This window comes from Paenarthrobacter sp. 10N417, assembly GCF_056394745.1.
The window spans coordinates 1-24,598 of the sequence record NZ_JBFTIL010000022.1; the positions used below are offsets into that span (position 1 = coordinate 1).

A 24,598-nucleotide genomic window follows, 5' to 3' on the forward strand; every position below is an offset into this window, starting at 1 on the left:
GAGGGCTGGTACAACCGCCGCCGACCCAACCGCCGCGCCGGCGGCCTCCCACCCGCCACAGCCCACGCAAACCACCACACCACCGCCCAGCAACCCCTGGCCGCCTAACCAACAACAACGAGAACTGTCTCAAAAACTTGACGAGCGCACGCCAGAAGCGTCGGGATGTGAGAGAACGTCCGGCCAGAAGCGCCACGACGTGAGAGAACATCCGGCCAGAAGCGTCAGGACATGAGAAAACATCCGGGCACAAGCGTCGGGATGTGAGAGAGCAAAAATGCCCGCGCCTTGGAAGGCAACGGGCATTCACGCTTGGTGAAGTATCTCTACTTCTTATTGCGGCGCTGGTGGCGAGTCTTGCGAAGCAGCTTGCGGTGCTTCTTCTTGGCCATACGCTTGCGGCGCTTCTTAATAACTGAACCCACGAAAGTTCCTTACAAACTAGATGAAGGTCCTGTCTGTTGGAACGGATCCGCGGACTAGCAGCAGACAGTACAACTGACAGATTCTTACATTGACGTAAAACGTTCCTTAACAGAGTACCGCTTCAAAGGGGCACCCCGTGACCACGGTCCGCGGGACGGACCCCGGCGACCTCAGGCGGTCTCCGATTGTCCGTCGACCACAGCACCCTTGAGGTACTGGGCCACGGCCTCCTCAGGCACCCGGAAGGAACGGCCAAACCTGACGGCAGGCATTTCCCCTGAGTGGACCAGACGATACACAGTCATTTTGGAAACACGCAGGACCTCGGCTACTTCAGCCACAGTCATGAAACGCGCATTCGAGAAGTTAGTCTCCGCGGACATTTCCCATATTCCTTTGCTCTCAGCTGGACAGGACACCCCCAGTAGAACGGTGTGCCGATGCTGAGCCATCAAACAACCATGTGCTAGATACTCTAGAGGCTGAAGTGACCAATGTGAAAGCATTTCCGCTAAGTGGGACTCTACTCCCCGGCTACTCCCCCGAGACCAGCCGGCGCTTCCGGGCAGACGCAGCGAGCTGTTCCAGCACCGAGGCGGTGACGTCCCATTCCATGCAGGCATCGGTGACGCTCTGGCCGTAAACGAGCTCCTGCTCCCCCGCGAGCTGCTTGGCCACATCCAGGTTCTGCGCCCCTCCCACGAGGAAGCTCTCCAGCATGACGCCAGCAATCGGCGAAGTCTCCCCCGCCTCAAGCTGCGCACCGATTTCCAAGGCAACTTCAGCCTGGCGGTGGTGGCTCTTTCCACTGTTGGCGTGACTCGCGTCCACAATCAAGCGCGGGTTCAGCCCCTTGGAGCCGAGCTTGGCCGAAGCAGCTGCAACATCGTCGGCAGAGTAGTTTGGACCCTTGCGTCCGCCGCGCAGGATCACGTGGGTGTCCGGGTTGCCGGACGTCGCCACGAGAGCGGCGCGGCCGTCGTCGTCGATTCCGAGGAAGGCTTGTTCAGCGGCCGACGCGCCGCAGGCATCGATTGCCACCTGGAGGTCGCCGTCGGTGCCGTTCTTGAATCCGATGGGCATGGACAGCCCGGAGGCGAGCTGACGGTGGATCTGGCTTTCGGTGGTGCGGGCGCCGATCGCACCCCAGGAGACGAGGTCGGCCATGTACTGCGGGCTGATGGGCTCGAGGAATTCGGTCGCGGTGGGCAGTCCCAGCGCGGTGACCTCCTTGAGGAAGCCGCGGGCTGCCCGCAGTCCTGCGGCAATATCGTGGCTGCCGTCCAGGTGGGGATCGTTGATGAGGCCCTTCCAGCCGACTGTGGTGCGGGGCTTCTCGAAGTACGTCCGCATGACGATCAGCAGGTCTTCCTTGTGCTTCTCCGCCTGGCTGACCAGCCGACGTGCGTATTCCAGTCCGGCTTTGGGATCGTGGATGGAGCAAGGCCCGACGATTACCAGCAGGCGGTCGTCCACGCCGTCCATGATGGCCCGGACTTCATCTCGGCCACGGTCGACGACGGCAGCTGAGCGGGCGTCCAGCGGCAACTCGGCGATGAGGTCCTGAGGGGCCGGAAGCGGCTCGAAGCGGGCCACGCGCAGGTTGGAGGTGGCGGGCTGGGAAGCTTTCCCGGCAGCGGGGAGTGCCTCGTTATCGAGTGTCTCGGTGGATTCTGCAGCGATGCTGGTCATTTGTGGGTCCTGTTCCGGATGCGGAGCGGGCCCCTTTTCAGAACCCGCCGGATATGGCGAAGGGCAGAGAATAATCTCTGCCCTGCTGGCTCTGAAGGAAAGTTGGATGCGTGTCAGTTAGACGCGGGCCCCTCCAGAGCCAACGAAAAATACGCATACCAACGGTTAGTCATAGCCACACCATAGCCGCGGTTCGTCAAACCGGGCAAATTGGGTCCGTCATGATGACAAAAGTTTGCGAAGGAACTGGAGCTGCTTGATCCACTGGTGCTCCTGGCCACCCTCGTGGTTGTTGAAGCGGTATACCTCGATGTCCTTGACGGGCGCACCTCCCGAAAGACCGTAATTGTTGAAGCTCGCAAACACGGTTGACGGCGGGCAAATGTCGTCCATTTGGGCGGCAGAGAAGAGTGCAGGCACTGTGCCTGCCCGGCCCAAATGGACTCCATCGAAGTAGTTCAGCACGGCAAGCATGGGCTCATACTTGTCACGGTGACGGCCCAGGAAGCCAGCGATCTCCGGGTATGGCCCTCGCGGCGTAATGTCGATCGCACGAGGAAAGTCCTGCAGGAACGGGACGTCGGGCAGCGCGGCGATCACGCCGTCGAGCCTTCCGGCCACCAGCCCGGCGGCCGCCACCGTGATGCCACCACCTTGGCTGATTCCGGCGAGCACCACTTTGGAAGGGTCGACGGCGGGATGGCTCTGCGCCGCTTCTACCGCACGGAAGGCGTCCACGTAGACCCGGCGGAAGTAGTAATCGTCCTGATGGTCAGCTCCCCGGGTCATCAGGCCTGCATAGTTGATGCCGCCGGCTGATGGATGCGGATCCGGCGTGTCACCGGATACGCCCCCGTAGCCCTGACCGCGGGTGTCCATGATGAAGTGGGCGTATCCAGCCTGCGCCCACCGTGTGTTTTGGTTGACCAGTCCGCGTCCACCGGAGTAGCCGATGTACTCCACGACGACGGGAAGCTGCTGCCCTGGTTCAAGATGCGAAGGAACGTGGAGCCAGCCCTTGATGCGGTCCCCACCGAAGCCGGAGTACGTGACATCGAAGGTGTCGATGACGCTGAGGTAGTTGTCAACGGGCTCGAACACAGCATTCAGCGGCAAGGTCCGGGCCTCGGCGATGGTGCGCTCCCAAAAGGCCTCAAAATCAGCAGGCGGAACTGCGCTGGAGGTGTAGTTGCGGAGCTGCTCGAGGGGAAGGTCGAAAAGAGGCATGAGGACATCCTACGTCATGGGAGTGTGTCGCCCGTCACGGGGACGGGAAGCTAAAGAGGTGTGATGGAGAGGTTTCGGTAGGCCGCCCGCAAAGGGGCCATCTGGCGGATTCCGAAGTAGCCGCCGCCCAGGGGTTCCTGACTGCTGTCCACCCAGTCAAACAAGGGCAAGCCATTGATCGAAAAGGCCACGCGAGGACCATCTTTGATGACTTCCATCCGATAAAACCCATCCGCATCTTCGGCTGGAGGAAGCGGGTCTGCTCCCTGCGCTACAAGTTCGAAGCCGGCACTTTTGCGCAGGTTGCACGTCCGGAAGGCCCGCTCGGCGGCGTATTTGTGGCGGAAGTAGGAGATGTGGAGCGCGTCCATATCCCCTGAGTGGTACTGCGGGTAGAAGCCCGTGCGCTGAGCCAAGTCGGGAGAGAACAGATCCTCGCCCCCGTGCCCCCGCGCAGAGAAGAAGACCATGGCCAGGCCTGGCTCCTCAAGCGGAAGGAACTCCCACCTGATCCTGACGTGGTCCGGGAGTTCCTCGGGGCACCAGAGAGTCCAGTGGGCGTGATCTCCGTGTTCCTCGGGATCGAGGGAACCGGAAAGGAGCAGGGCTGTGCTTTCTGCGGGAGCCGGCCCCGAACTGCCGGTTCCCTCCGGGACCAAGGCCGGCCCGCCGTCGTCGTAAATTTCCAACTGAACCGGCCCCTCCGCGATCCAACCAGCGATATCCGAGGGACCTCGTAAAGGGTTGGAATACATCAGGCCTTCGCCCCCAGGTTGAGGGTGGCCACCAGTCCGTAGCCGAGGGACTCAAGCTGCTCCGCGACGAAACCGGCAATCCGCTTGGCCCCTTTCTCGTGGAAGTGTGTGTTGTCCTCAAGGCCGCCAGCCCAGTACGCATGCTCCCCAGGAGCAAAGTGGAAGAACAACTCCTTGGAACCCTCCGCCCCCAGCTCCTGGTACAGCGCGCGGGTCCATTCATTGAGGTCGATGAGATCCAAGCCAAGCTCAACCGCCAACTCGCGAACCACCAGAGGGTATTCGCCCAGGGTGACGTCGAGGCGTCCGTCCGTGAAATGCCGGCGCTCCACCGGCGTGCACAGAAGGGGAATGCCGCCCTTGGAACGGACGTCGGCCACCATTGCCTTCAGATTGTCGGCGTAGCCCGTCCGGGCAGCGAGATGGGCGCGCTTTTGGTCGTTGTGCCCGAACTGGATCAGCACGAGATCGCCCTTCACGGTCTGGCCCAGCAGCTGATACCAGAGGCCTTCATCGCGGAACGACTCCGTCGTGGCACCGCCCTTGGCATAGTTATGGACCGCAGCCCACCAATAGGTTTCGGGCGCGAGGTGGGCTCCCCAACCGCTCATCGGGTACTCGTAACTGGGGCAGGCTGCCACGGTGGAGTCGCCCGCGAGGAGGATTTTCATGATTCTCCTTTCGTCAGCCGAAGCCTTTAACCCTTAACCGAACCGATCAGCATTCCCTTGGCAAAGTGCTTCTGCAGGAAGGGATAGAAGATGAGGATGGGCAGGGTTGCCACCACGATCACGGCGAACTTGATGCCTTGCTCCGGCGGGATGTACGACGGATCCACGTTGCCGGTGCCAAGGAGATCCGAGGCCGCCGTGACCTGGCGCAGGTACATCTGCAGGGTCCACATGTTGTTATCGCTCAGGTAGAGCAAGGGCGACATGAAGTCGTTCCAAATACCCACCGCATAAAACAGCGCAAACGTGGCCAGCACCGGTTTGGACAGCGGCAGCAGGATCCGCCAGAGGATTCCGATTTCCGTAGCGCCGTCCATCTTGGCCGATTCCTCGAGCTCGGCAGGGAGTTCCTGGAAGAAGTTCTTGATGATGATCAGGCTGAAGGGGTTGATGGCCGCAGGCAGGATGAGCGCCCAGTAACTGTTCAGCAGGCCCAGGTCCTTCACCAGCAGGAACGTTGGAATCATGCCGCCTGAGAAGACCATGGCAAAAACCACCAGGGACAGGATCAGTTTCCGGCCACGAAGTCCACGTTTCGCCAGCGGGTAGGCCATCGTAACCGTGAGAACCAACTGCACCAAGGTCCCGACCAGCGTGACCAGCACGGTGGTGATCAGGGCCCGGGTAAAGGACGGCGTGGAGAAAATGTATTCATACGCCCCCAGCGTGAACTGCTCGGGCCAGACGAAGAACGCCCGCCGGGTAATTTCCGCTTCGTTGGCGAAGGATCCTGCCAGGACGTAGACGAAGGGCAACAGGGTGATGATGCCGATCAGCGTGAGGAAGACGTAGTTGGCGGCATCGAAAATCCGCCCGCCGCGCGTGTTGTGAATCTTCATTAGAAAAGTCCGCTCTGGTTGAACCGCTTGGACAGCCAGTTGGTGCCGAAGATCAGTACGATGCCCACCAAGGACTTGAAAAGCCCGACGGCGGTGCTGTAGCTGTAGGCGCCTTGTGTGATGCCTACGAAGTACACGTAGGTATCGAAGACGTCGGCCACGCTGCGGTTGAGTGCGTTGGTCATGAGGTAGATCTGCTCAAAGCCGGTGTTGAGCATCTGCCCGATGGCCAGGATGAGCATCACGATGATCGTGGACCGGATGCCCGGCAAGGTGATGTGCCAGACGCGCCGGAACCTGCCGGCGCCGTCGATGATTGCGGCCTCGTACTGGTCCTGGTCCACGGTGGCCAGTGCCGCCAGGAAGATGATGGTTCCCCAACCGGTGTTCTTCCAGATCTCCTGAAGCACAATCAGCGGCCGGAACCAGTTCGGATCGGACAGGATATCCACGTTGGTGCCGAACAATCCGTTGACGAACTGGAACAACGGTCCGATGTCCAGGGCGAAGAGCAGGAAGCTCAGCGACGCCACGATAGTCCATGACAGGAAGTGCGGGATGTAGACGAGCGTCTGGACCGTCCGCTTCAGTACCGAAAGCCGGACTTCGTTAAGCAGCAATGCCAGGACGATGGTCAGCGGAAAGGCGATCCCCAGGTTCAGGAACGCCAGGATCAGTGTATTGCCCAGCAACCTCGGAAAGTCGGGGTTGGCAAAGAAGTCGGTGAAGTTCGTCAGACCCACCCAAGGACTGCCGTTGACGCCCAGGAACGGAACGTAGTCCTTGAAGGCGATGGAAACACCGTACATGGGACCGTACCGGAACACTGCGAAGTACACGACGCCGGGCAGGAGCAGCAGATACAACCATTTGTAGTGCGCGAAGTGGACTGCAAAGCTGCGTCGCCGCGCCGGGGCGGGCGGCTTGCTGGCCGCCCGCTCCGGGGCTTTGGCTTCGACGACCGGGGCGGTCACTTCTTGGTGTCCTGCCACAGCTTGTTTATTTCTTCTTTGACCTTGTCACCGCCGCTGGTGTTCCACAGCTTGATGGCATCCTTTAAGCCCTGCTCGTCCAGCTGCCCAGCCAGGTACTTAATGCGGGCGTCGGCCACGATGTTGTCCAGTTGTGCACCCTTGGCGACATACGTGGGGGAAACGAAGGCCGCGGCCGGGTTGTACACGGCACTCTTGAGGTCGTTTGCCATCACTGCCACGCGGTCGTCAAAGACCTTCTGCTCGTACTCGGACGCCTGCTTCACTGGGTAGAAGTTGTTCCCCGTGACGTTGGTTCCGAGTTGCGCGTAGCTCTTGATGTCGGTGTTGACTACCTTGCCCTCCGGCGTTTCCGGCTTGATGGTGGCCGCCAAGCCCTCTTCTACGGTGAAGTTGACGCCCTCGATGCCGTTGTTCATCAGGACGGCAACTTCCTTGCTGTTGAGTTTGTCCAAGAACGTCAGGACGTTCTTCAGGTCGGCTTCGGTTTTGACGCTGGACTTGGGGATGGCAAGGAAGCCGGAATAGCCGTCGGTCGGGTGGGCGTGCAGTTCACCGTCCGGGCCCTTCAGGCTGCCTACGAAGCCCACTTTGTTCTGGAAGTCGCTCGGGTTGGCCTGCTTGAAAAGGTTGATCAGCACACTGACCCGGGAGTCGACGTCGACAATAATGCCGCCCTTGCCATTGAAGAAAGGCTCGTTCCATTTGGTGGGATCGAAGGTGGCGAAGTCGGGGTTGATGAGCTTCTCGTCCACCATCTTCTTGATGAAGCGATCGGCCTCCAGGAATTCCTCGGTTTCGAAGCTCGGCACCAGCTTGCCGTCGCGCTCGGTCCAGCGGTTTCCGGCGCCGAACCAGGTCTCGATCATGTCGTAGGGGCTGTTGGTGCCCAGGGCGCCCCACTTGGGAATGGTGATGCCATAAGTATCGTTCTGGCCGTTGCCATCCGGATCCTGCTCGGTGAATGCCTTGGCCACCTTGTACAGGTCTTCTGTGGTCTGCGGAGCCTTCAGGCCCAACTTGTCCAGCCAATCCTGGCGGAACATCACGGCGGCACGGATCGGGTTACGGGCCCGGAAAACGCCGTAAACCTTGCCATTGACGCTGGCGTTCTGCTGGACTTCGGGGAATGTGGTCTTCAGGTTCGGGTAGTCCTTGAGTTTATCGGTGAGGTCCCAGAACGCCCCGGCTTCGGCGTTCTTGACGAAGCCCGGCGACTTGCCCTGGACCACCAGGACGTGCGGGATGTCGGAGGAGGCCAAGGTGATGTTCATCTTGTCCTCGTAGGAGGCGTTGGGCGCCCACGAGATGTTGATGTCCTTGCCTGTGAGCTCTTCAAGCTTCTTCTGCACAGCGCCATCGGGCGAGGGCGGCTGCGCCTCCAGGAAGGGTGCCATGATCTTGACGGTTGAGAGGTCCGACGCCGGCGCTTCGCCACCGCAGGCGGTCAGGGCCAAGGCGGCAGAGACGATGACGGCGGCCGCAAGCGTTGGTTTTCTACGGAACATTTTCCTACTCCACTTCTTCGGGGTTGTTGTCGATCGACGATTCCGGAGATACGCCAGGGAAGCGCTTCAGGCTCCACAGGTGCTGCCCGTTCTCGTCTTGATACGTTTCATTAGTGCTCACACCAAGGGAATCTGCGCCTGGTTCGGGGCGCCCTTGGACAAGTTCGGCATGCCCTTGGATGTCAAGGGATCGATGGAGGATGTGGCGGCCGCCCGTGGGCAGGCCTTGGCGGTCGATCTCAGGCAAGGCTGGTCTCCTTGGCAGTGGAAGGGGTGGTCGAGGTGGTGGTTGCGCGACTTGAAGCTGCAACTGCTGCCGCATGGCCCGCTTCCTTGGCAAACATGGCGTCGTCATTGGCAGTAAAGAACCTGTCGCACAACCAGCCGGTGAGATAGAGCCAGCCGCCAACGCCAAAGAAGGGCACCAGTCCCGGAAGCGAGCGGCAGGCGAATACGGCGGCGGCCGTCACAAACAGGAGGATGACGGTCCCCGCGAGGTGGCGCATGGCAAACCGGGAAGACATCAGAAAGTACTGCGGAATCGTGAGCTCGTACCTGGCAAACATGGGAAAGAGGTAGCACAACGTTCCGGCGGCAAAGAGGACAGCCAAGAGGATCGCGGCCGACGCGACTTGCGAACCCAGATCCCAGCCGGCAGAAAAGTAGCCCCAGTTCAGGGCAAGGGACGCGGCAACTACCAAGACGGGAACGCCGAGGGCATTGCCCTTCCCAAAGTTCTTGAAGTACTCCTTGGCATAGCGACGCATCAAAGGCACGGCATTTCCCTGTACCTTTTCACGGATCAGGATTTGGGCCGCAGCGGTACTGGGCCCGGCTCCCAGCACCACGCCACCCAGCAGTGTGAAGACGATCCACAGCATATTCAGGCAGGCGATCCATAGGAGTGTGTCGAAGAACGTGTATGCCCGAAAGCCAAATCCCCCAGCAGTCATGGAACTCCCTTTCTCCATCGTTGCAGAATTCGCCGATTTGTCTGGCGCCGACGATTGTCCTGGTCTCCAACTGCGGTCACCAATGCCAGCCAGAGTGGACTCGACCAAGTGCGCCACCTCACAAGTAAACGGTTTCACCGAAATCTAGACTGACCACACGCCTTCAGTCAAGACTTAACTTGAATCGTTACATTCGCGGGGGCGATCGCGCTACACTTGCAGAGCCAGCTATTGGAAAGCGCTTGCCGGTGGTGCCTTGCGAGATATAGCCTGAAGCGCAGGCCATTTCAGAAACGCCTTATCGACTACGCCTTCAGGTAGTGGCCAGCAGTTGCCAGCCAGCAGAGGAGAATCATGGAAATCACTTCCGCCGGGTCCGCCGAAAGTCCCAACGCCCTCAGGACTGCACCGGCAAGGATCGCTCTGGTAGGCGTTCATGGATTCGGCGCCCATCATCTTCAGAACCTGGAAAGGCTCAGGTTGGAGGGCGTGGTGGATCTCGTTGCGGTCGCAGACCCGAATCCCCCGGCCCCAGGGACGTTACCGCCTTCAACGGTGGTCCACTCCGATCTGGATGAGCTGCTTGCCGGGGGCCATCGGCCGGACGTGATCATCGTGGCGACCCCGATCCAGACACACGCCCCGTTGGCTCTTTCTGTGCTGGCTTCTTCGGCCCATCTGTATCTCGAAAAGCCTCCCGTCGCCTCCATGAGCGACTTCATCCGGCTGCAAGAGGCCGCGGCGACAGCTGGCCGCAGCGTACAAATCGGCTTCCAAAGCCTGGGCTCCCATGCACTCGCCGCGCTTGAAAAACTGGCTAACGGGGAAGCTTCGGCAGAGCTCCCCCGCATTGGGACACTCAAAGGCATCACGGCCACGGGACGCTGGGTCCGCGACCGCGCTTACTACAAACGCTCACGCTGGGCTGGAAGGCGAAGCATCGACGGAGTCGATGTAGTAGACGGCGTGGCCACCAATCCCCTGGCTCATGCAATCGCCACAGCGCTCCGGATCGCCGGAGCCCGCAGCGCAAAAGACCTGGCCAGCGTGGATACGGACCTCTACCGGGCCAACGACATCGAGGCGGACGATACCTCCGTGATTCGGATGCGGACAGTCGACGGGCTGCCCATCACTTGCGCCCTGACGCTGTGCGCCACCGAGTCAGTGGAACCCTACGTCACGCTGCACGGCACTGAAGGGACGGCCGTGTTCCGCTACACGGAAGACCACGTGACCGTCCGCACCGAAGCGGGCGAAGTAACGCACACCTTCGGACGTGACGACCTCACCGAAAACCTGCTCCAGCATTTGTCCCAAGGCACTCCGTTGCTGAGTCCCCTGGATGAAAGCGGTGCGTTCATGCGCGTCCTTGAAGCCATCAGGACCGCTGACGCGCCAGCACTCATTCCGCAGCAATACGTCGAATGGATAGGTGAAGGAGAACAGGCGCATGCCGTGATTCATGGGATAGAAGAAATCCTGGAGCGGGCAACCAGGGCGCATGCCACCTTCTCCGAGCTCGGGCTTCCGTGGGCACGGACGAAGACTGCCGCCGCTGAGGCCCTTTTCGCCACTCGAGGCGGCTCTCCCATTGCACTCTTCCGCGCCGGCGACGCCTTGGAACCGGAGCTCTCACCGCGGCCTTATCTCCACCCGGTTATGACGCCGTCAGGGATTGTGGTGACGGAACATCTGCCTGTGGACCACGTTTGGCATCTCGGCGCCGGGTTCGCCCTACAGGATGTCAACGGCAGCAACTTCTGGGGTGGCCGCAGCTATCGGCGTTCTGCCGGCAGATATCTGGATCTCAGAGACCACGGTCGGATCGATTTCCAGGGCGTGCGCCGCGAAGAGGACAAAACCACGCTTGACCTCCACTGGCTCGCTTCCGACGGCGGACTCGTCCTCGAAGAGCAGCGGAGCTATCAGCGAACGCATCTGGACCCCAACACCTGGCGACTCGATATCCAAACGGAACTTACCGCCGTCGTGGATGTCTCACTGGGCAGTCCAGGTTCCCACGGCGCGGCCGCTAGTGGCTACGGCGGCTTCTTCTGGCGCCTCCCCATGAACCATTCACCACGCGTCTTCTCCGCCTTTGCTGAGGGAGAGGCTGCTGTGCACGGCTCGGTTGCGCCGTGGCTTGCGTGGACCGGAGAGTTCGACGGCGGCCCGGCCACTTTGGTGTTTGCCGCACCTGCCGAATCGGCGGACCCGTGGTTTGTTCGCTGCAGTGAGTACCCTGCCGTGGGTTCTGCCTTGGCTTGGGACACTGCGGTTGAGCTCGCTGCAGGCACGTCACTCACCCGCACAAACACGGTCTGGATCAGCGATGGAAACCTGAGCGTGGAGGCTATCGAGGAGTTGGTTGCCGGACGTTGAGCGGGTTCGTGGAGTCGCTTAGCAAACTCGCATAGCCGATTTTTTCGGAAGGCATTGTCCGAGGCCTTATATTGTCGTACCCCTCCGGAAGAGTGTTGGTATGGATCGGATTCGGGCAAGGCAAGCACGCACGGTGGTTTCGGGTGTGCCCTTGCCTGCGACTGCGATTTCCAGCGGCTCTGAGTCCGAGAGCTCTGACGTTGGGGAGTTCCTCGCCAGGTTGGGCTCCTTCCGCATCCGTGCAGGCAGTGCTGCTTTGATTGATCAGATTCGTGGTTTGGAGGACGTGAAGTCCGCGATCGCGGCTTTGCAGGCGCGGGCGTCGGTGGCGTTTGACCTGGCGCAGCGCCGCGAACAAGCCTCTGCCGGTGTCTCCTCCTCGGAGCGTGGTCAGGGTGTGGGTGCGCAGATCGCACTGGCCCGGCGCGAATCACCGAACAAAGGGTCCCGGCTCCTCGGACTGGCCAAGGCACTGGTCTCGGAAATGCCGCGCACCATGGCCGCCCTGGAAACCGGGCACCTGAACGAATGGCGCGCCACTCTGTTGGTGAAGGAAACCGCGTGCCTGTCCGTCGAAGACCGGGCAGCGGTCGATGAGGAACTCGCCCCCGACACCGGAACGTTCGACGGCGCGGGAGACAAGACCATCATCGACGCCGCACGAGCCGCCGCTTACCGGCGGGACCCCCGCTCGGTGACCCAGCGCGCAGCCCATGCCGCGTCCGAGCGGCACGTCAGCTTACGCCCGGCCCCGGACACCATGACCATCCTCACCGCACTGCTCCCGGTCGCTCAAGGCGTCGCCGCGTATGCCGCGCTCACCCGGCACGCCGACTCGGCCCGCTCCGGCGGGGACACCCGGACCCGCGGCCAGGTCATGGCCGACACCCTGACCGAACGCCTCACCGGCACCCCAGACGGGATCAGCGGTGTTGATGTGCAGCTCGTCATGACCGACCGGACCCTCTTCCAAGGCGACAGCGAACCAGCACGGCTGCAAGGCTACGGAATCGTCCCCGCCGAATGGGCCAGAACGCTCCTCGCCGGAGGCAGCAACCAGGCAGACGGAGCACCCGGGGCCGTCCAGACGGACGGGGAGTCGCGAATCAATGGTCAGAGCGGAACCAGCGGCGAGGCCGGAGTTGTGAGAAAGGCCGGGGTTGTGGGAAAGGCCGGGACCGACAACCAAGCGAAATCCGGGCAGGCCAACTCGGGTATGAAACGCACGGACCGCGAGGACCTTAGGGTCTTGCTTCGCCGTCTATACACAGCACCAGCCAGTGGTGAACTGCTGGCCATGGACTCCAAAGCCCGGCTCTTCCCACCCGGAATGCGCCGCTTCATCGAAACCCGCGACGACACCTGCCGCACACCGTATTGCGACGCGCCCATCCGCCACATAGACCACGTGGTTCCCTGGCACTACGGCGGCGCCACGAGCCTGGCCAACGGCGCGGGGCTCTGCGAAGCCTGCAACCACACCAAAGAAAACCCCGGCTGGAACGTGAAAACAATCCCTGGCGGGCGACATGAACTGGAAGTCAGCACTCCCACAGGACACAGCTACCAATCCAAAGCCCCACCCCTGCCAGGGCATCCGGGCGCCCCGGCGACGCCTGACGCGCCAGCAACTTCACCGCCACCATCTTCACCGGCACCTTCCGGAACGTGGTTCCCAGCATCGACCTCACTTTGGGAGAGCTTCTTACTGCAACGCGCCAATTCAACTGCGTCAAGGGATCAGCTCCAAGGGGATAACTGGGCCAACGCAAAAACCCGCTACAAGCACCACCAGCACGTCCACTGGCTCGACGCATCTCCACTCAATAAGTTCTCCGCGCAGGAGGTTTACAGTGCCGTAGGTTCCGGGCGCGCGCTAGGTTTCGGCGCGCTAGGTTCCCCGCCCAGTCCGTTGCCGAGCCCAGCACCTTAACGAGCCCAGTACCTTAACCGGCTCGGTCAAAACTCCGCTTTCGGCCCAGCAACCAAAGAAGGAACCCAATCAGGAACGCCGAAGCCATACCCAGCGCACCGGTGACCAGCAGTGCGGTACGTACTCCGAAATCTTCCGTGAGCCAGCCGGCGAGCAAGCCTCCCAAGGCATGCCCACCCAACAGAAGCGGAAAGTAGAGGGCCAAGACTCTCCCACGCACGCTGGCGCCAGCTTCGAGTTGGACGCTGGTGGCCGCGCTGGTGAGGAACATGAGAGTCATGAAGCCAACCACCACGAGCATGACGACGAACAATTCCTGTGTGGGCATTAGCGCGGCAAGGAGCTGCGTGAGACCGAAGAGTGCTGCGCTACCCACGATCCCCTTGCGACCCAAGTGCTTGATCCGGGCAGCCAGGAGAGCGCCAGCCAAAGCTCCCAAGGCGCTGACCATATTGAAGAGCCCAAATCCGGCAGGACCGCTGTGCCACACGCGGTCAGCGAACGCGGCAAGGACCACCGGACCGTTCATGCCGAACGCTCCCAAGAGACCCGCCAACAGCATGATGAGCAGAAGCTGCGGCCGCGCGCTCACGTACCCGAAGCCAGCCAGGATTTGTCCACGCCTATCCCGCGGCGGGCAATCAGGGTCGTGTGCGTGATGGAGCTCAGCTGGCCGAATAATAGCGATCATCACCAATACGGCCACCCCGATCCCCGCATTCGTAGCAAATGCAGCGGCCGGGCCAGCTTGGGCAATGACGACTCCGGCCAGGGCGGGACCGAGCATGGCACCTAGTTGACCTATGGCACTGTTTAGGCCGATAGCGGCGGGTAGCCCGGCATCGCCTACTACCTCATTGACGAAGACTTGCCGGGCGGGCCCATCAATAGAGCTGGTGATGCCCAAAGCAATGCAGGAGCCGTAGACAACCCACACGTCCGTGCCGCCCATCGCATTCCAAACGGCCAGTCCAGCCGCCAGAAGTGCAGCAACGGACTGGCACACCATGAGGATTCGGCGCTTCGGAAAGAGATCCACCAACACACCGCTGATAGGACCAACCACCAGCATCGGCAGGAATTGAAGTGCAACAGCCAACCCCACAGCGGCCGGGCTTCCGGTGAGCTGCAGGACAAGCCAGTCTTGGGCAAGTCGTTGCATCCACACTCCGCCGCTGCCGACGAGCGAAAGCGTTACGAAGATCCGGTAATTATGGTGCCGGAGCGGGTAATACCAAGTCTCTGTGGAGCGACTAATGGCTGCTTTGGTGGAAGACCCGGATTGGGTGCGCGGTGACACAGTGTGATCGGCTCGATTCAGCGGGTTATCGGATCCACTTTCAGTCTTGGGCGCGGCTGGCGGCCCGGATCTTGACGGCAGCAGCGGCAAGAATCAGCATGCCGGGAACAATCACGAAGAGCGCCTGCAGCATCCACACGAAAACGACTGCCACGAAAACGGCCCCGAGGAGCAACAGCGAACCGCTCCAATCACGGAACGAATCAGCCTTGGCTTGGGAGTAGGCAAGCCGCCACTGCTGCTGTGGACCGGGAAGATCCACGGACTTCCGGCCGGCGTCGCCGTCCCAGATCACTCCGCCACTCCAGCTGCCGGCGATCCTGAGCAGGAGCACGGCGGCTGCGACCGCCAGAATCAAGGTCGCCGGCAGAATCAGTGCCCGCCCGGGCAATTGACCCACCAGTGCGAGCAACAGGTTAAGGACAATCACGACGGCGGCTGCCGCCGTCGTGATTCCGATCTTCCAACTGCCGGGAAGCGCACGGCGGAAGTTGCCCCAAAGGCTCCGAAKGGAGTCATCCCTTCCGCTGAGGTGCCGCTCAAGATGTGCGACGCCGGCAGCATAGGCAGCCGGCGCCGTCACCAAGGGGACGGATAGGAGGAGCACAACGACTCCGGCGAGGATGGTCTCGGAGAAGAGGGCAAAGCGGTTGACCGAAATGGCCTGCTTATCCGAAGAGGACTTTCCTGTAGTGTCCACGATGCTCATTTTCTTTTTCCGTCTTCCGTGTCTGTCAGCCCTTGAGGCCCTGTGTTGAAACGCCTTCGACGATGTAGCGCTGGAAGACGAGGAAGAAGACCAACACGGGCAGGAGCGCAAGAACGGACATCGCGATCATCGCTCCGTAATCCGAGCTCTGGGTCTGGTCCACGAAGAGCCGCAAAGCCAGGGGCAGCGGGTACTTTTCGGGGGTGTTCAGGTACAGCAGCGGGCCCAGGAAGTCGTTCCAGCTCCAGATGAAGGAGAAGATCGACGTCGAGATCAATGCAGGCTTCATGAGCGGGAGCATGATGGACCCGAAGATGCGGACGTGTCCGGCGCCGTCGATGCGGGCGGCCTCGTCCAGTTCGGCCGGGAGGCCGCGCATGAACTGGACCATCAGGAAGACGAAGAACGCGTCGGCGGCCAGGAACTTGCCGATCAACAGCGGCACATAGGTGTCCACGAGACCAAGCTGCTGGAACACGATGTACTGCGGGATGATCACCACGTGGAACGGGAGCAGCAAGGTGGCAATCATCATGCCGAAGAAGATTCCGCGGCCGGGGAAGTTGATGCGGGCAAAAGCGTACGCCGAGACGCTCGCTGAAAGGACGGTGCCGACTACTGCGCCCACGGCCAGAATCAGGGAGTTGGTGAAGAACGTCAGCGTGGACACCCCGCCGATGCCGTCCATGGCTGTGACGAAGTTGTCGAAGCTGAAGTTGTTGGACCACAGCTGGGTGGTGGAACCACCGATTTCGGAGTTCGGTTTGAAGGACGAGACCACCATCCACAGAGCCGGGTAGAGAACTACCCCAACGAGCGCCAACGCAACGATGTGGAAGATGATGCTTTTGATGCGCTTGACCGTGCCCGACTCGGACTTCGGGTTGTAATCCTGGGCCGACGTCGCGGACGTGGACTGGGTGGGGGTTGCCATGGTCGTCATTTTGAATCACCGCTGTAGTGGACCCAGGACTTGGAGGTCTTGAAGAAGATCAGCGTGATGATGCCAACCACGATCACCAGGAGCCAGGCCATGGCCGAGGCGTAGCCCATCCGGAAGTCGCTGAAACCGCGCAAGTACAGGTAGAGGGTGTAGAAGAGGGTGGAGCCTGCGGGGCCGCCTTCACCATTGGAGATGATGTAGGCCGAGGCGAAGATCTGGAAAGCGTGAATGGTTTCCATCAGTAAGTTGAAGAAAATCACGGGCGAAAGCATGGGCCAGGTGATGTTGAAGAACTTACGGACCGGACCGGCGCCGTCCATCGAGGCTGCCTCGTAGAGGTCCGCAGGAATCTGCTTGAGTCCGGCCAGGAAAATCACCATTGGGGCGCCGAACTGCCACACCGTCAGGAGGATCATCATGGGCATCGTCATGGAGGGGTTGCCCACCCAGCCGCCGAGGTCGATGCCGAAGAAGGACAGGCCCTCGTCCACAGGACCGGAATCGCCGAACATCGCCTTCCAGACGATTGCGATGGACACGGACGCGCCGATCAAAGACGGAGCGTAGAACGCTGAACGGTAGAACCCCTGTCCCTTTCGCTTGCTGTTCAGCAGCATGGCGATCGCCAGCGCAGCAGCGAGCTTCAGAGGGGTGCCGAACACTACGTAGCTCAGGGTTACGCCCACTGACTGCAGGAAACGTTCGTCCTGGAAGAGCGTGGCGTAGTTGTCCAGGCCTATCCACTTGGGGGCATCGAAGAGGTTGTAGTTGGTGAAGGAGAGGTACAGCGAGGAAATCATCGGCCCCACGGTCAGGGCAATGAATCCGAGCAGCCAAGGCAGCAGGAAGGTGTAGCCGGCGCGGGCGTCCGCCCCTCGACGCCGCGATGTACGCGGCTGCGAGGAAGCGGACGACTGGGAGCGCCTGCTCAGGGTTGGGGTTTGAGTCACGAGATCAGTCCGTCGGTTGGAACGCCTGGATCAGACACGAATGTCTGCTCAGGCATTCTGCTTGATGAGGTCTTCGGCTTCTTTGAACCACGCGTCTGCGGCGCCGTCGATGGTGAGTTTGCCGTAATTGAGGTCAGAGCTGACGCGCTTGAAAGAGGATTCAAGCGTGCCGAAACCGACGATGGGCGGCTCCGGAGCATCCTTGAGGTACTTTTCGATGGACTTTTCGTAATCCACAACCAGCTTGTCTGTTCCTTCAAAGGTGGTTCCGTCGCGCTGGGTCTTGGATGCCGGAACACCACGGGAGGTCTTGAAGATCTGGCCTACCTCGGGATCGTTGACCATGAAGTCTATGAAACGGGCAGCAGCATCCTTGTACTTGGTCTTGGCGCTGGCCACCATCAACATTGAGGGCTTAAGGAAGAGTCCCAGGTTGTCCGAGTTATCGGAAGGAACCGGCACCAGCTTGAGTTCCTTGGCGCCGCTATCGCCGAGGTAACCGGCCATGAAGTTGTCCCACGTGACTTCCGTGGCAGTGACGTTTGAGCCGAACGGGGACTTCGGCAGCAGCTGCGTCGTCTTGTCTTCGCCAACGATCGCCGGGGTTCCGCGAAGCTGGGCGGTGGTGTTCCACCACTTCTTCAGGTCGTCCTTGGAGAAGCCCAGCTTGCCTTCATCCGTGAAGGCCTGAATGTTGTTTTGGCGCAACCAGATGTTGAACATCCACCAAACACCGGTGTAGTCGGTGCCGCCAAACAAGGTTCCGTTGCCCTTCTGCCCCACCTCAGCAAGGAAAGAGTTGAACTCCTTGTAGTTCCACGTTCCGTCAGGCTCAGCGATGCCCATGGTCTTGAGCTTGGCGGGATCGTAGTAGACAGCGAATGCATTGGTGCTGGTGGGTATGCCGTAGGTCTTGCCGCGGATCTGGCCCGAAGGCAGGAGGGACTTATCGAAGGCATCGGTGTTGATTTCTACGGTGCCCAGGTCCAGCAGCTGGTTCCGCTGGCCGTAGTCGCGCAGGTAGGACAAGTCCCACTGCATGACGTCCGGCAAACCACCACCAGCGGCTTCTGTGGCGCGCTTCTGCCAGTATCCAGCGAAGTCAGTGAAGTTTCCGTTGACCTTGACATCCGGATTCTTGGACTCGAAGAGTGCAATCGCCTTGCGGGTGCGCTCGGCACGGTCGTCGTTGCCCCACCAGGTGTACGTGATGGTCACAGGGTTCTCGGCCGAACCCGCCTTGCCGGACGACGAAGACTGGCCGCAGGCGGACAGGAACGCCGCAGATGCAGTGCCAAGGGCCACCGTAGTGAGGAAATTCCTTCTGTTGATCATGAGAGCCTCCTTGCTCAGTTGGTGCAAGCCTCTTCGGTTCCCCTCAAGGGAGAGTGACGTCGCTTACACTCGTTCTGAATCGATACAATATCCTCAATCTGGAATCTGGGCAAGCGTTTTCCAAGATCCTCGCCTAACCTGATAGCAGTCAAGCTCCACAGTTATCCCGCCCTGCCGAACCTGACCAAGGAGTCCCCTTGTCCTCCCCTGAACTCTCCCGAGGCCCATCCGAAAGCCCCTCCGGAGCGCCCTCTGTATGGAACAGCATCAACGGCCTCGCCTACGGCGGCGACTACAACCCTGAGCAATGGCCGGAAGACGTCCGCCGTGAAGACATCGAGCTCATGAAGGAGGCGGGGGTCAATTTCCTGAGCGTCGCCATCTTCTCCTGGGGCCTGCTGGAACCCGTGGAAGGCCAGTACGATTTCGACTGGCTGGACGACGTCATGGACAACCTCCACGAGGCCGGCATCAAGGTGGCGTTGGCTACGGCTACCGCATCACCGCCCGCCTGGCTGGCCAGGAAACACCCGGAAATCCTGCCCGTGACAGCGGAAGGAACAAGGCTGGAACGCGGCTCGCGGCGCCACTACACGCCGTCGTCCTCGGTGTACCGCAGTTACGCGACCACCATGACGCGGGTCATCGCCGAACGCTACCGGAACCACCCGGCGCTGGCACTGTGGCACGTGGACAACGAGCTCGGCTGCCATGTTGGCGAGTTCTATGGAGAAGAGGACGCGGCCGCATTCCGGGCCTGGCTTGAGCGCCGGTACGGATCCATTGAGGCACTCAACGAGGCTTGGGGAACGGCTTTCTGGTCCCAGCACTACGCTTCATTCGAGGAAATCATCCCGCCCGGAGCCGCCCCCACCTCGCTTAACCCCGGGCAGCAGTTGGACTTTGCACGCTTCAATTCATGGGCGTTCATCGATTACTACCGCGCCCTGCTGGCGGTTATCCGCGAGGTCACGCCGAACATCCCCGCCACCACTAACTTCATGGTTTCCAGCGCCACCAAAACCCTGGACTACTTCGATTGGTCCAAGGACATGGATGTGATCGCGAACGACCATTACCTGGTGGCTGCCGATCCTGAACGGGAGATCGAACTTGCCTTCAGCGCGGACCTCACGCGCGGCGTGGCCGGCGGCGAGCCGTGGATCCTGATGGAACATTCCACGTCTGCGGTCAACTGGCAGCCCCATAACCAGCCAAAAATGCCCGGGGAAATGCTCCGCAACTCCCTGACGCATGTGGCCCGTGGCGCCGACGCCGTCATGTTCTTCCAGTGGCGCCAAAGCAAGGCCGGATCTGAAAAATTCCACTCGGCCATGGTTCCCCACGGCGGACGGGACACACAGGTATGGGGCAACGTGGTGGAGCTCGGCGATGCCCTGTCCAAGGTGGAATCCGTGAAGGGTTCCCGTGTGGAATCGCGGGTTGCTTTCGTCTTTGATTACGAAGCATGGTGGGCCTCCGAGCTGGATTCGCACCCAAGCCAGGACGTGAAGTACCTGGAAACCATGCGCGCTTTCCACCGTTCCCTCTACCGGCGCGGTGTCACTGCGGACTTCGTCCACCCCTCCGCCGACCTCTCCGGCTACGATCTCATCCTGGTCTGCACCCTCTACGCCGTGACGGACGCTGCCGCCGCCTCGATCGCTGCCGCAGCAGAGCGTGGTGCAACGGTCCTCATCAGCTACTTCAGCGGCATCGTGGATGAGCTGGACCACGTTCGGTTGGGTGGCTACCCGGGTGCTTTCCGCGAATTGCTGGGTATCCGAACCGAGGAATTCCACCCGCTTTTCCCGGGCAGCACACTCACCCTCAGCGATGGAACAGTTGGTTCCTTGTGGAGCGAGCACGTTCACGTGGCTGAGTCTGGGCCGGCCGAAGTTCTGGCAACCTTTACGGACTACCCGCTCGACGACGTCCCCGCCCTCACGCGCAGATCCACCGGCGCGGGGGCGGCTTGGTACCTCGCCACACTCCCGGACGCCGACGGCATCGATTCACTCACGGCACGACTGTTGGAGGAATCCGGGGTGACAGCCGCTGCCGAGGCTTCTTCCGGCGTCGAACTCGTCCGGCGGCGATTTGCGGACGGCCGCAGCTTCCTCTTCGCCATCAACCACACTCGGGATGACGTGACCGTGAAGGCCGACGGCGACGAGCTGCTAAGCGGAGCACGCTTCGGCGGCGTGGTCCCCGCCGGAGCCGTGGCAGTAATCGCAGAGGACTAACCGAAGCAGATAGCGCCAACGCAAAAACCGCGCCCGGGCGGATCACGAATGATTCGCCCGGGACGCGGTTCTTTGGTGCCTTGGTGCGTTGATGCCGGAAGCTAGGCTCCGATCGCGGACTTCATCTCGTCCACGGCCTTCTTACCGGCTTCCTCGGTGGAGAGCCTGTTGAACAGGACCTCCGAGGAGTAGCGCTTGATGATTTCCTGGATGGCACCTGCACCCTTGGGCGGGGCGGCCGGGGCTTCACCGAGCTCGGGCTGGATCTCACTGATGAAGTTGACCACCTTGGTGTCCGCCGTCGCCAGTTTGGGAGCGATTGCATCGCGGACGTCCGAGTTGGGGTAAACGCCGCGGTCAGCCAGCAGAATTTCGCCGGCCTTGACGTTGTTCGTCAGGAAGTCGATGAACTTGGCCGTCTCTTCAGGGTGCTTGGTCCTGGAGGATGCTGACCAGAACTGGGAAGCCTTGTACCAAAGCTTCGTATCAGCGGCCTTGCCCGTCTTGGAGGGGAAACGAAGGATCTGCAGTTCGCCRCCCGCAGCTTTCTCGAGCGCCGGCAACTGGTTGGACCACCAGAACGCCATGCCGTTCTTGCCGGTTGCCAGGCCACTCTGATCCAGTGGAGCAGCCTCGGCCTCAACAATTTCCGATGCCGACGGAACAGCCTTTTTCTCGCTGAGTTCCTTCAGGAAGTCCCAGTAGCCTGCGACGTCCGAGGGCTCGAAACCAAGCTTGCCGTCCTGGGTATAGAGTGACTTGCCGTTCTGACGCAGCCACACACCCAGGGACGCCTCATCGGTACCGTACGCAGCAGCCCCGTAGGTTCCCTTGGGAGAGTTGGCCGTGACCTCCGCGGCAATGCGCTCGAAGTCTTCCCACGTCCAGGTCTTGTCGTCCGGAAGAGCGACGCCCGCAGCCTTGAAAACAGCCGGGTTCGCGAGGATGGTGGCAGCGTTGATGCCTGCTGCAATACCAGTGAGTCCCTTGGAACCCTTGCCAGCATTCAGCGCGGCTTCGTCCAGCTTGGACGTGTCGATCTTGTACTTGGACAGATCCAGGAGGGCTCCACGAGTGGAGTACTCGGTGATGTACTTTTCGTCCATCTGGATGATATCCGGAGCATCGTTGGCAGCAACCTGGGTGGCCAGCTTGTCCCAGTAGCCACTCCAGTCGCCATACTCGGCCTTGATCTTGATGTTGGGATTCTCGGCTTCAAAAGCCGCGATGGCTTGCTGCGTCAATTGCGCACGCTTGTCGCCGCCCCACCAGGAAAAGCGGAGTTCCACCTTGCCGTCGGCACTCCTTTGTTCTGCTCCGCTGCCACAAGCGCTGAGCGCCAGAACGGCTGCAGCTGTGGCAGCGATGATTGCGGAGGCGCGAAGCCGCCGCTTGGACCGCTTGGCCTTGGGTTCCGATGCGTGGGCTTTGGAAGAACCTGCGGAAGCACCTGCAGGGGCGATTCCTTCACCCTTTGGAAATACCGGCACTGTTGTCTCCGATCCTCTTTGATCTTGATGCGAATGAGAAAGCGTTTTCTTGCGTGGGTTTTATGCTACAAGTCACAATCTTGTATGACAAGATCCCAGCTTGTATTACTTGCCGGGCGAAAAGCCCTGGACTTCCACTCAGTACGTCGACGTCCTATTTGATGCCGGTGGTTGCGATGCCTTTGATGAGGAACCGCTGGCCGAACAGGAAGACAAGGAACACAGGGAACAGGGACACGATGGACATCGCGAAGAGCGATCCCCAACTGGTGGCGGACTGCGAATCAACGAAAGCGCGAAGCGCTACGGGGACCGTAAACATGTCCGGATCAGTGAGGTAGATAAGTGCACCGAAGAAGTCGTTCCACGTCCAGATGAAAGTGAAGATCGTGGTGGTGGCGAGGGCCGGAACCATCAAAGGCAGAATGACACGGAGGAAAATCCTCGGGTGGCCGGCGCCGTCAATGCGGGCAGCCTCATCCAATTCCTTCGGAATGCCACGGATGAACTGGACCATGAGGAATACAAAGAACGCGTCCGTGGCCAGGAGCTTCGGCACGATGAGTGGCCAGAAGGTGTTCACCCAGCCGATCTGCGAAAACAGGATGTACTGCGGCACGATCACAACATGGAACGGCAGCATGATGGTCAGCAGCATAATTCCGAAGAACAGCTTTTTGCCACTGAACTGCAGCCGGGCGAAGGCATAGGCGGCCATGGAGCACGAGATCAGGTTTCCGAGGATCGAGCCGAGTACGACGATGGCGGAGTTGATCATGTAATGCCCGAAGGGGTGCGTCAGCGCAGACCAACCATCGGTGTAGTTGCTCATTTCCAGGTTGTTCAGCCAAAGGCCGGGTTCGCGGAAGATGAGGTCATTGGGCCGCAGCGAGGAAACAACCATCCACAGCAGCGGGTAGATCATGATCCCGCCAACGAGGATCAAGATGGCGTGCTTGATGAGTCCCTTGATGCGGGCGTTCCGGCTGAAAGCCAGGCTTCCTGGCGATTCACGGCGGCGCGGGCTTTTGCTGGTCTTGCTGCTTTGGCCCTCAGCGGCGGCGGGGAGGGTCTGGATTTTAGTCATCGTAGAACACCCAATACTTTGAAGCGATGAAGTTGATGGCAGTGAAGGCGCCGATAATGACCAGCAGGAACCAGGCCATCGCGGAGGCGTAGCCCATATCGAACTGACCGAAGCCCTTCTGGTACAGGTACAGCGTGAAGAACATGGTGGAGTCGGACGGTCCGCCGTTGCCGCCAGAGACGATAAACGCCTGCGTGAATGACTGGAACGAACCAATGATTTGCAGCACCAGGTTGAAGAAGATGATGGGGCTCAGCATCGGCAGCGTGATCCGCCAGAACTTCTGCAAGGTGGTGGCGCCGTCAACTTCGGCGGCCTCGTAGTACATGTTCGGGATCTGGCGCAGGCCCGCCAGGAAGATGATCATGGGGCTGCCGAACGTCCAGACGTGCAGCAGGATGATGGAGCCGAGCGCCGTGTTGGGATCCGAGATCCAGCCAGGCCCCTGGATGCCGATCATGGCGAGGACCTGGTTCACAAGGCCGGTGGTGCCGAAGATCTGCTTCCAAAGAATCGCAACAGCCACAGATCCGCCCAGCAGCGACGGCAAGTAGAAGATGGAGCGGTAGAACGGAAGGCCACGAAGCCCTTTGTCCAGGACCAGCGCGATCACCAGGGCCACAGCCAGTTGGAGCGGCACGCCTACCAGCACATACGTGAAGGTGACGCGCAAGGAATTATGCAGGCGGGCATCGCCGAACATACGGACGAAGTTGTCGATTCCCACCCATTGCGGTGGTTGCAGAAGGTTGTAGTCCGTGAAGGACAGGTACAACGACATCAGCATCGGACCCACGGTGATGACCACGAGGCCGATCAGCCACGGAAGCAGGAAAACATAGGCGGCCTTGTTGTCGCGGCCGTTCGCTTTCTTCTCCTCCTTGGTCATGGGCCCCTTGCGGCGGGTCATTGTGGAGAGTTCGCCGATGGCGCTCATCGCTTCCCTCCTGCCTGACCGCGAACGCCTTTCGGCGTCCCCGTGTGTTCATAAGCGGCCATGTGGTCTCCTTTGGTCATCGTGGCCATCCACGGAGTACGAGTGTGGTTGATGCTTGCCTTCCGGGACGCCGCCGTTCTCTTGGCGGTACCCCTTGACT

At 60.8% G+C, this 24,598-nt stretch carries 22 protein-coding genes; 3 read left to right on the top strand and 19 right to left on the bottom strand.

Going from position 1 to position 24,598, the window contains the following annotated elements; all coding sequences use genetic code 11:
• Positions 1-326 precede the first annotated feature (326 nt).
• From AC1DCM_RS21685 to AC1DCM_RS21735, 11 genes are all read right to left on the bottom strand, one after another.
• Positions 327-425 carry a 30S ribosomal protein bS22 gene (locus AC1DCM_RS21685; RefSeq protein ID WP_003792170.1) on the bottom strand — a complete coding sequence of 33 codons (99 nt, stop codon included), beginning with the start codon at positions 423-425 and terminating at the stop codon, positions 327-329.
• Between the two features lie 171 nt (positions 426-596).
• Entirely contained in the window at positions 597-809 is a 213-nt protein-coding gene (locus tag AC1DCM_RS21690; protein WP_167263970.1) for a helix-turn-helix domain-containing protein, read from the bottom strand.
• Between the two features lie 151 nt (positions 810-960).
• Entirely contained in the window at positions 961-2,118 is a 1,158-nt protein-coding gene (locus AC1DCM_RS21695) for a 3-deoxy-7-phosphoheptulonate synthase (protein WP_477519676.1), read from the bottom strand.
• Between the two features lie 219 nt (positions 2,119-2,337).
• Complete coding sequence (locus tag AC1DCM_RS21700) at positions 2,338-3,345, bottom strand: acetylxylan esterase (RefSeq protein ID WP_477519677.1); 1,008 nt, start codon at positions 3,343-3,345, stop codon at positions 2,338-2,340.
• A gap of 50 nt (positions 3,346-3,395) precedes the next feature.
• Positions 3,396-4,100, bottom strand: a complete 705-nt coding sequence (locus tag AC1DCM_RS21705) for a DUF1961 family protein (protein WP_477519678.1) — start codon at positions 4,098-4,100, stop codon at positions 3,396-3,398.
• Positions 4,100-4,771 carry a rhamnogalacturonan acetylesterase gene (locus tag AC1DCM_RS21710; protein WP_477519679.1) on the bottom strand — a complete coding sequence of 224 codons (672 nt, stop codon included), beginning with the start codon at positions 4,769-4,771 and terminating at the stop codon, positions 4,100-4,102. Before AC1DCM_RS21710 ends, AC1DCM_RS21705 begins: the two co-directional genes overlap by 1 nt.
• A 26-nt stretch (positions 4,772-4,797) precedes the next feature.
• Positions 4,798-5,670 carry a carbohydrate ABC transporter permease gene (locus AC1DCM_RS21715; protein WP_431116418.1) on the bottom strand — a complete coding sequence of 291 codons (873 nt, stop codon included), beginning with the start codon at positions 5,668-5,670 and terminating at the stop codon, positions 4,798-4,800.
• Complete coding sequence (locus AC1DCM_RS21720) at positions 5,670-6,644, bottom strand: ABC transporter permease (RefSeq protein ID WP_477519726.1); 975 nt, start codon at positions 6,642-6,644, stop codon at positions 5,670-5,672. Before AC1DCM_RS21720 ends, AC1DCM_RS21715 begins: the two co-directional genes overlap by 1 nt.
• Positions 6,641-8,170, bottom strand: a complete 1,530-nt coding sequence (locus AC1DCM_RS21725) for an extracellular solute-binding protein (protein ID WP_477519680.1) — start codon at positions 8,168-8,170, stop codon at positions 6,641-6,643. The genes AC1DCM_RS21720 and AC1DCM_RS21725 overlap by 4 nt, the downstream gene beginning before the upstream one ends.
• Positions 8,171-8,174: 4 nt before the next feature.
• A complete protein-coding gene (locus tag AC1DCM_RS21730; RefSeq protein WP_477519681.1) occupies positions 8,175-8,417 on the bottom strand; it encodes a hypothetical protein in 243 nt (80 codons plus the stop codon).
• Positions 8,410-9,123, bottom strand: coding sequence for a YesL family protein (locus AC1DCM_RS21735; protein WP_477519682.1), 714 nt, complete (start codon positions 9,121-9,123; stop codon positions 8,410-8,412). Before AC1DCM_RS21735 ends, AC1DCM_RS21730 begins: the two co-directional genes overlap by 8 nt.
• Positions 9,124-9,477: 354 nt before the next feature.
• Between AC1DCM_RS21735 and AC1DCM_RS21740 the strand changes: the two genes are divergently transcribed.
• A complete protein-coding gene (locus AC1DCM_RS21740; RefSeq protein WP_477519683.1) occupies positions 9,478-11,508 on the top strand; it encodes a DUF6807 family protein in 2,031 nt (676 codons plus the stop codon).
• Positions 11,509-11,608: 100 nt separating this feature from the next.
• Positions 11,609-13,441: an HNH endonuclease gene (locus AC1DCM_RS21745; RefSeq protein WP_477519684.1), complete on the top strand. Its 1,833-nt coding sequence runs from the start codon at positions 11,609-11,611 to the stop codon at positions 13,439-13,441.
• Positions 13,442-13,454: 13 nt separating this feature from the next.
• On the opposite strand, the gene AC1DCM_RS21750 is transcribed toward AC1DCM_RS21745, so the two are convergent.
• From AC1DCM_RS21750 to AC1DCM_RS21770, 5 genes are all read right to left on the bottom strand, one after another.
• On the bottom strand, positions 13,455-14,699 hold the full coding sequence (locus tag AC1DCM_RS21750) for an MFS transporter (protein WP_477519727.1): 1,245 nt from the start codon (positions 14,697-14,699) through the stop codon (positions 13,455-13,457).
• Between the two features lie 82 nt (positions 14,700-14,781).
• A complete protein-coding gene (locus AC1DCM_RS21755; protein WP_477519685.1) occupies positions 14,782-15,450 on the bottom strand; it encodes a Poxvirus protein I5 in 669 nt (222 codons plus the stop codon).
• A 25-nt stretch (positions 15,451-15,475) separates the two neighbouring features.
• Positions 15,476-16,393, bottom strand: a complete 918-nt coding sequence (locus tag AC1DCM_RS21760; protein WP_477519686.1) for a carbohydrate ABC transporter permease — start codon at positions 16,391-16,393, stop codon at positions 15,476-15,478.
• Positions 16,390-17,343, bottom strand: coding sequence for a carbohydrate ABC transporter permease (locus AC1DCM_RS21765; protein WP_477519687.1), 954 nt, complete (start codon positions 17,341-17,343; stop codon positions 16,390-16,392). The genes AC1DCM_RS21760 and AC1DCM_RS21765 overlap by 4 nt, the downstream gene beginning before the upstream one ends.
• A gap of 48 nt (positions 17,344-17,391) precedes the next feature.
• Positions 17,392-18,678 (bottom strand): ABC transporter substrate-binding protein, encoded by a 1,287-nt coding sequence (locus AC1DCM_RS21770; RefSeq protein ID WP_477519688.1) that lies wholly within the window; start codon positions 18,676-18,678, stop codon positions 17,392-17,394.
• A gap of 197 nt (positions 18,679-18,875) precedes the next feature.
• On the opposite strand from AC1DCM_RS21770, the gene AC1DCM_RS21775 reads away from it, so the two are divergent.
• Positions 18,876-20,924 carry a beta-galactosidase gene (locus AC1DCM_RS21775; RefSeq protein ID WP_477519689.1) on the top strand — a complete coding sequence of 683 codons (2,049 nt, stop codon included), beginning with the start codon at positions 18,876-18,878 and terminating at the stop codon, positions 20,922-20,924.
• 101 nt (positions 20,925-21,025) lie between these two features.
• Here the strand turns inward: AC1DCM_RS21775 and AC1DCM_RS21780 are convergent, their stop codons facing one another.
• The 3 genes from AC1DCM_RS21780 to AC1DCM_RS21790 all read right to left on the bottom strand — a co-directional run bounded on the left by AC1DCM_RS21780 (position 21,026) and on the right by AC1DCM_RS21790 (position 24,438).
• Positions 21,026-22,414 (bottom strand): ABC transporter substrate-binding protein, encoded by a 1,389-nt coding sequence (locus AC1DCM_RS21780; protein ID WP_477519690.1) that lies wholly within the window; start codon positions 22,412-22,414, stop codon positions 21,026-21,028.
• 154 nt (positions 22,415-22,568) lie between these two features.
• Positions 22,569-23,501, bottom strand: coding sequence for a carbohydrate ABC transporter permease (locus AC1DCM_RS21785; RefSeq protein WP_442018900.1), 933 nt, complete (start codon positions 23,499-23,501; stop codon positions 22,569-22,571).
• Entirely contained in the window at positions 23,494-24,438 is a 945-nt protein-coding gene (locus tag AC1DCM_RS21790; protein ID WP_216926818.1) for a carbohydrate ABC transporter permease, read from the bottom strand. The genes AC1DCM_RS21785 and AC1DCM_RS21790 overlap by 8 nt, the downstream gene beginning before the upstream one ends.
• Positions 24,439-24,598: the final 160 nt, after the last annotated feature.

What these genes read in the sequence shown, in the direction of transcription:
- AC1DCM_RS21690 (WP_167263970.1), bottom strand. Translation starts at nt 809, where the DNA reads ATGTCCGCGGAGACTAACTTCTCGAATGCGCGTTTCATGACTGTGGCT.
- AC1DCM_RS21695 (WP_477519676.1), bottom strand. Translation starts at nt 2,118, where the DNA reads ATGACCAGCATCGCTGCAGAATCCACCGAGACACTCGATAACGAGGCA.
- AC1DCM_RS21700 (WP_477519677.1), bottom strand. Translation starts at nt 3,345, where the DNA reads ATGCCTCTTTTCGACCTTCCCCTCGAGCAGCTCCGCAACTACACCTCC.
- AC1DCM_RS21705 (WP_477519678.1), bottom strand. Translation starts at nt 4,100, where the DNA reads ATGTATTCCAACCCTTTACGAGGTCCCTCGGATATCGCTGGTTGGATC.
- AC1DCM_RS21710 (WP_477519679.1), bottom strand. Translation starts at nt 4,771, where the DNA reads ATGAAAATCCTCCTCGCGGGCGACTCCACCGTGGCAGCCTGCCCCAGT.
- AC1DCM_RS21715 (WP_431116418.1), bottom strand. Translation starts at nt 5,670, where the DNA reads ATGAAGATTCACAACACGCGCGGCGGGCGGATTTTCGATGCCGCCAAC.
- AC1DCM_RS21725 (WP_477519680.1), bottom strand. Translation starts at nt 8,170, where the DNA reads ATGTTCCGTAGAAAACCAACGCTTGCGGCCGCCGTCATCGTCTCTGCC.
- AC1DCM_RS21735 (WP_477519682.1), bottom strand. Translation starts at nt 9,123, where the DNA reads ATGACTGCTGGGGGATTTGGCTTTCGGGCATACACGTTCTTCGACACA.
- AC1DCM_RS21740 (WP_477519683.1), top strand. Translation starts at nt 9,478, where the DNA reads ATGGAAATCACTTCCGCCGGGTCCGCCGAAAGTCCCAACGCCCTCAGG.
- AC1DCM_RS21745 (WP_477519684.1), top strand. Translation starts at nt 11,609, where the DNA reads ATGGATCGGATTCGGGCAAGGCAAGCACGCACGGTGGTTTCGGGTGTG.
- AC1DCM_RS21760 (WP_477519686.1), bottom strand. Translation starts at nt 16,393, where the DNA reads ATGACGACCATGGCAACCCCCACCCAGTCCACGTCCGCGACGTCGGCC.
- AC1DCM_RS21770 (WP_477519688.1), bottom strand. Translation starts at nt 18,678, where the DNA reads ATGATCAACAGAAGGAATTTCCTCACTACGGTGGCCCTTGGCACTGCA.
- AC1DCM_RS21785 (WP_442018900.1), bottom strand. Translation starts at nt 23,501, where the DNA reads ATGACTAAAATCCAGACCCTCCCCGCCGCCGCTGAGGGCCAAAGCAGC.
- AC1DCM_RS21790 (WP_216926818.1), bottom strand. Translation starts at nt 24,438, where the DNA reads ATGAGCGCCATCGGCGAACTCTCCACAATGACCCGCCGCAAGGGGCCC.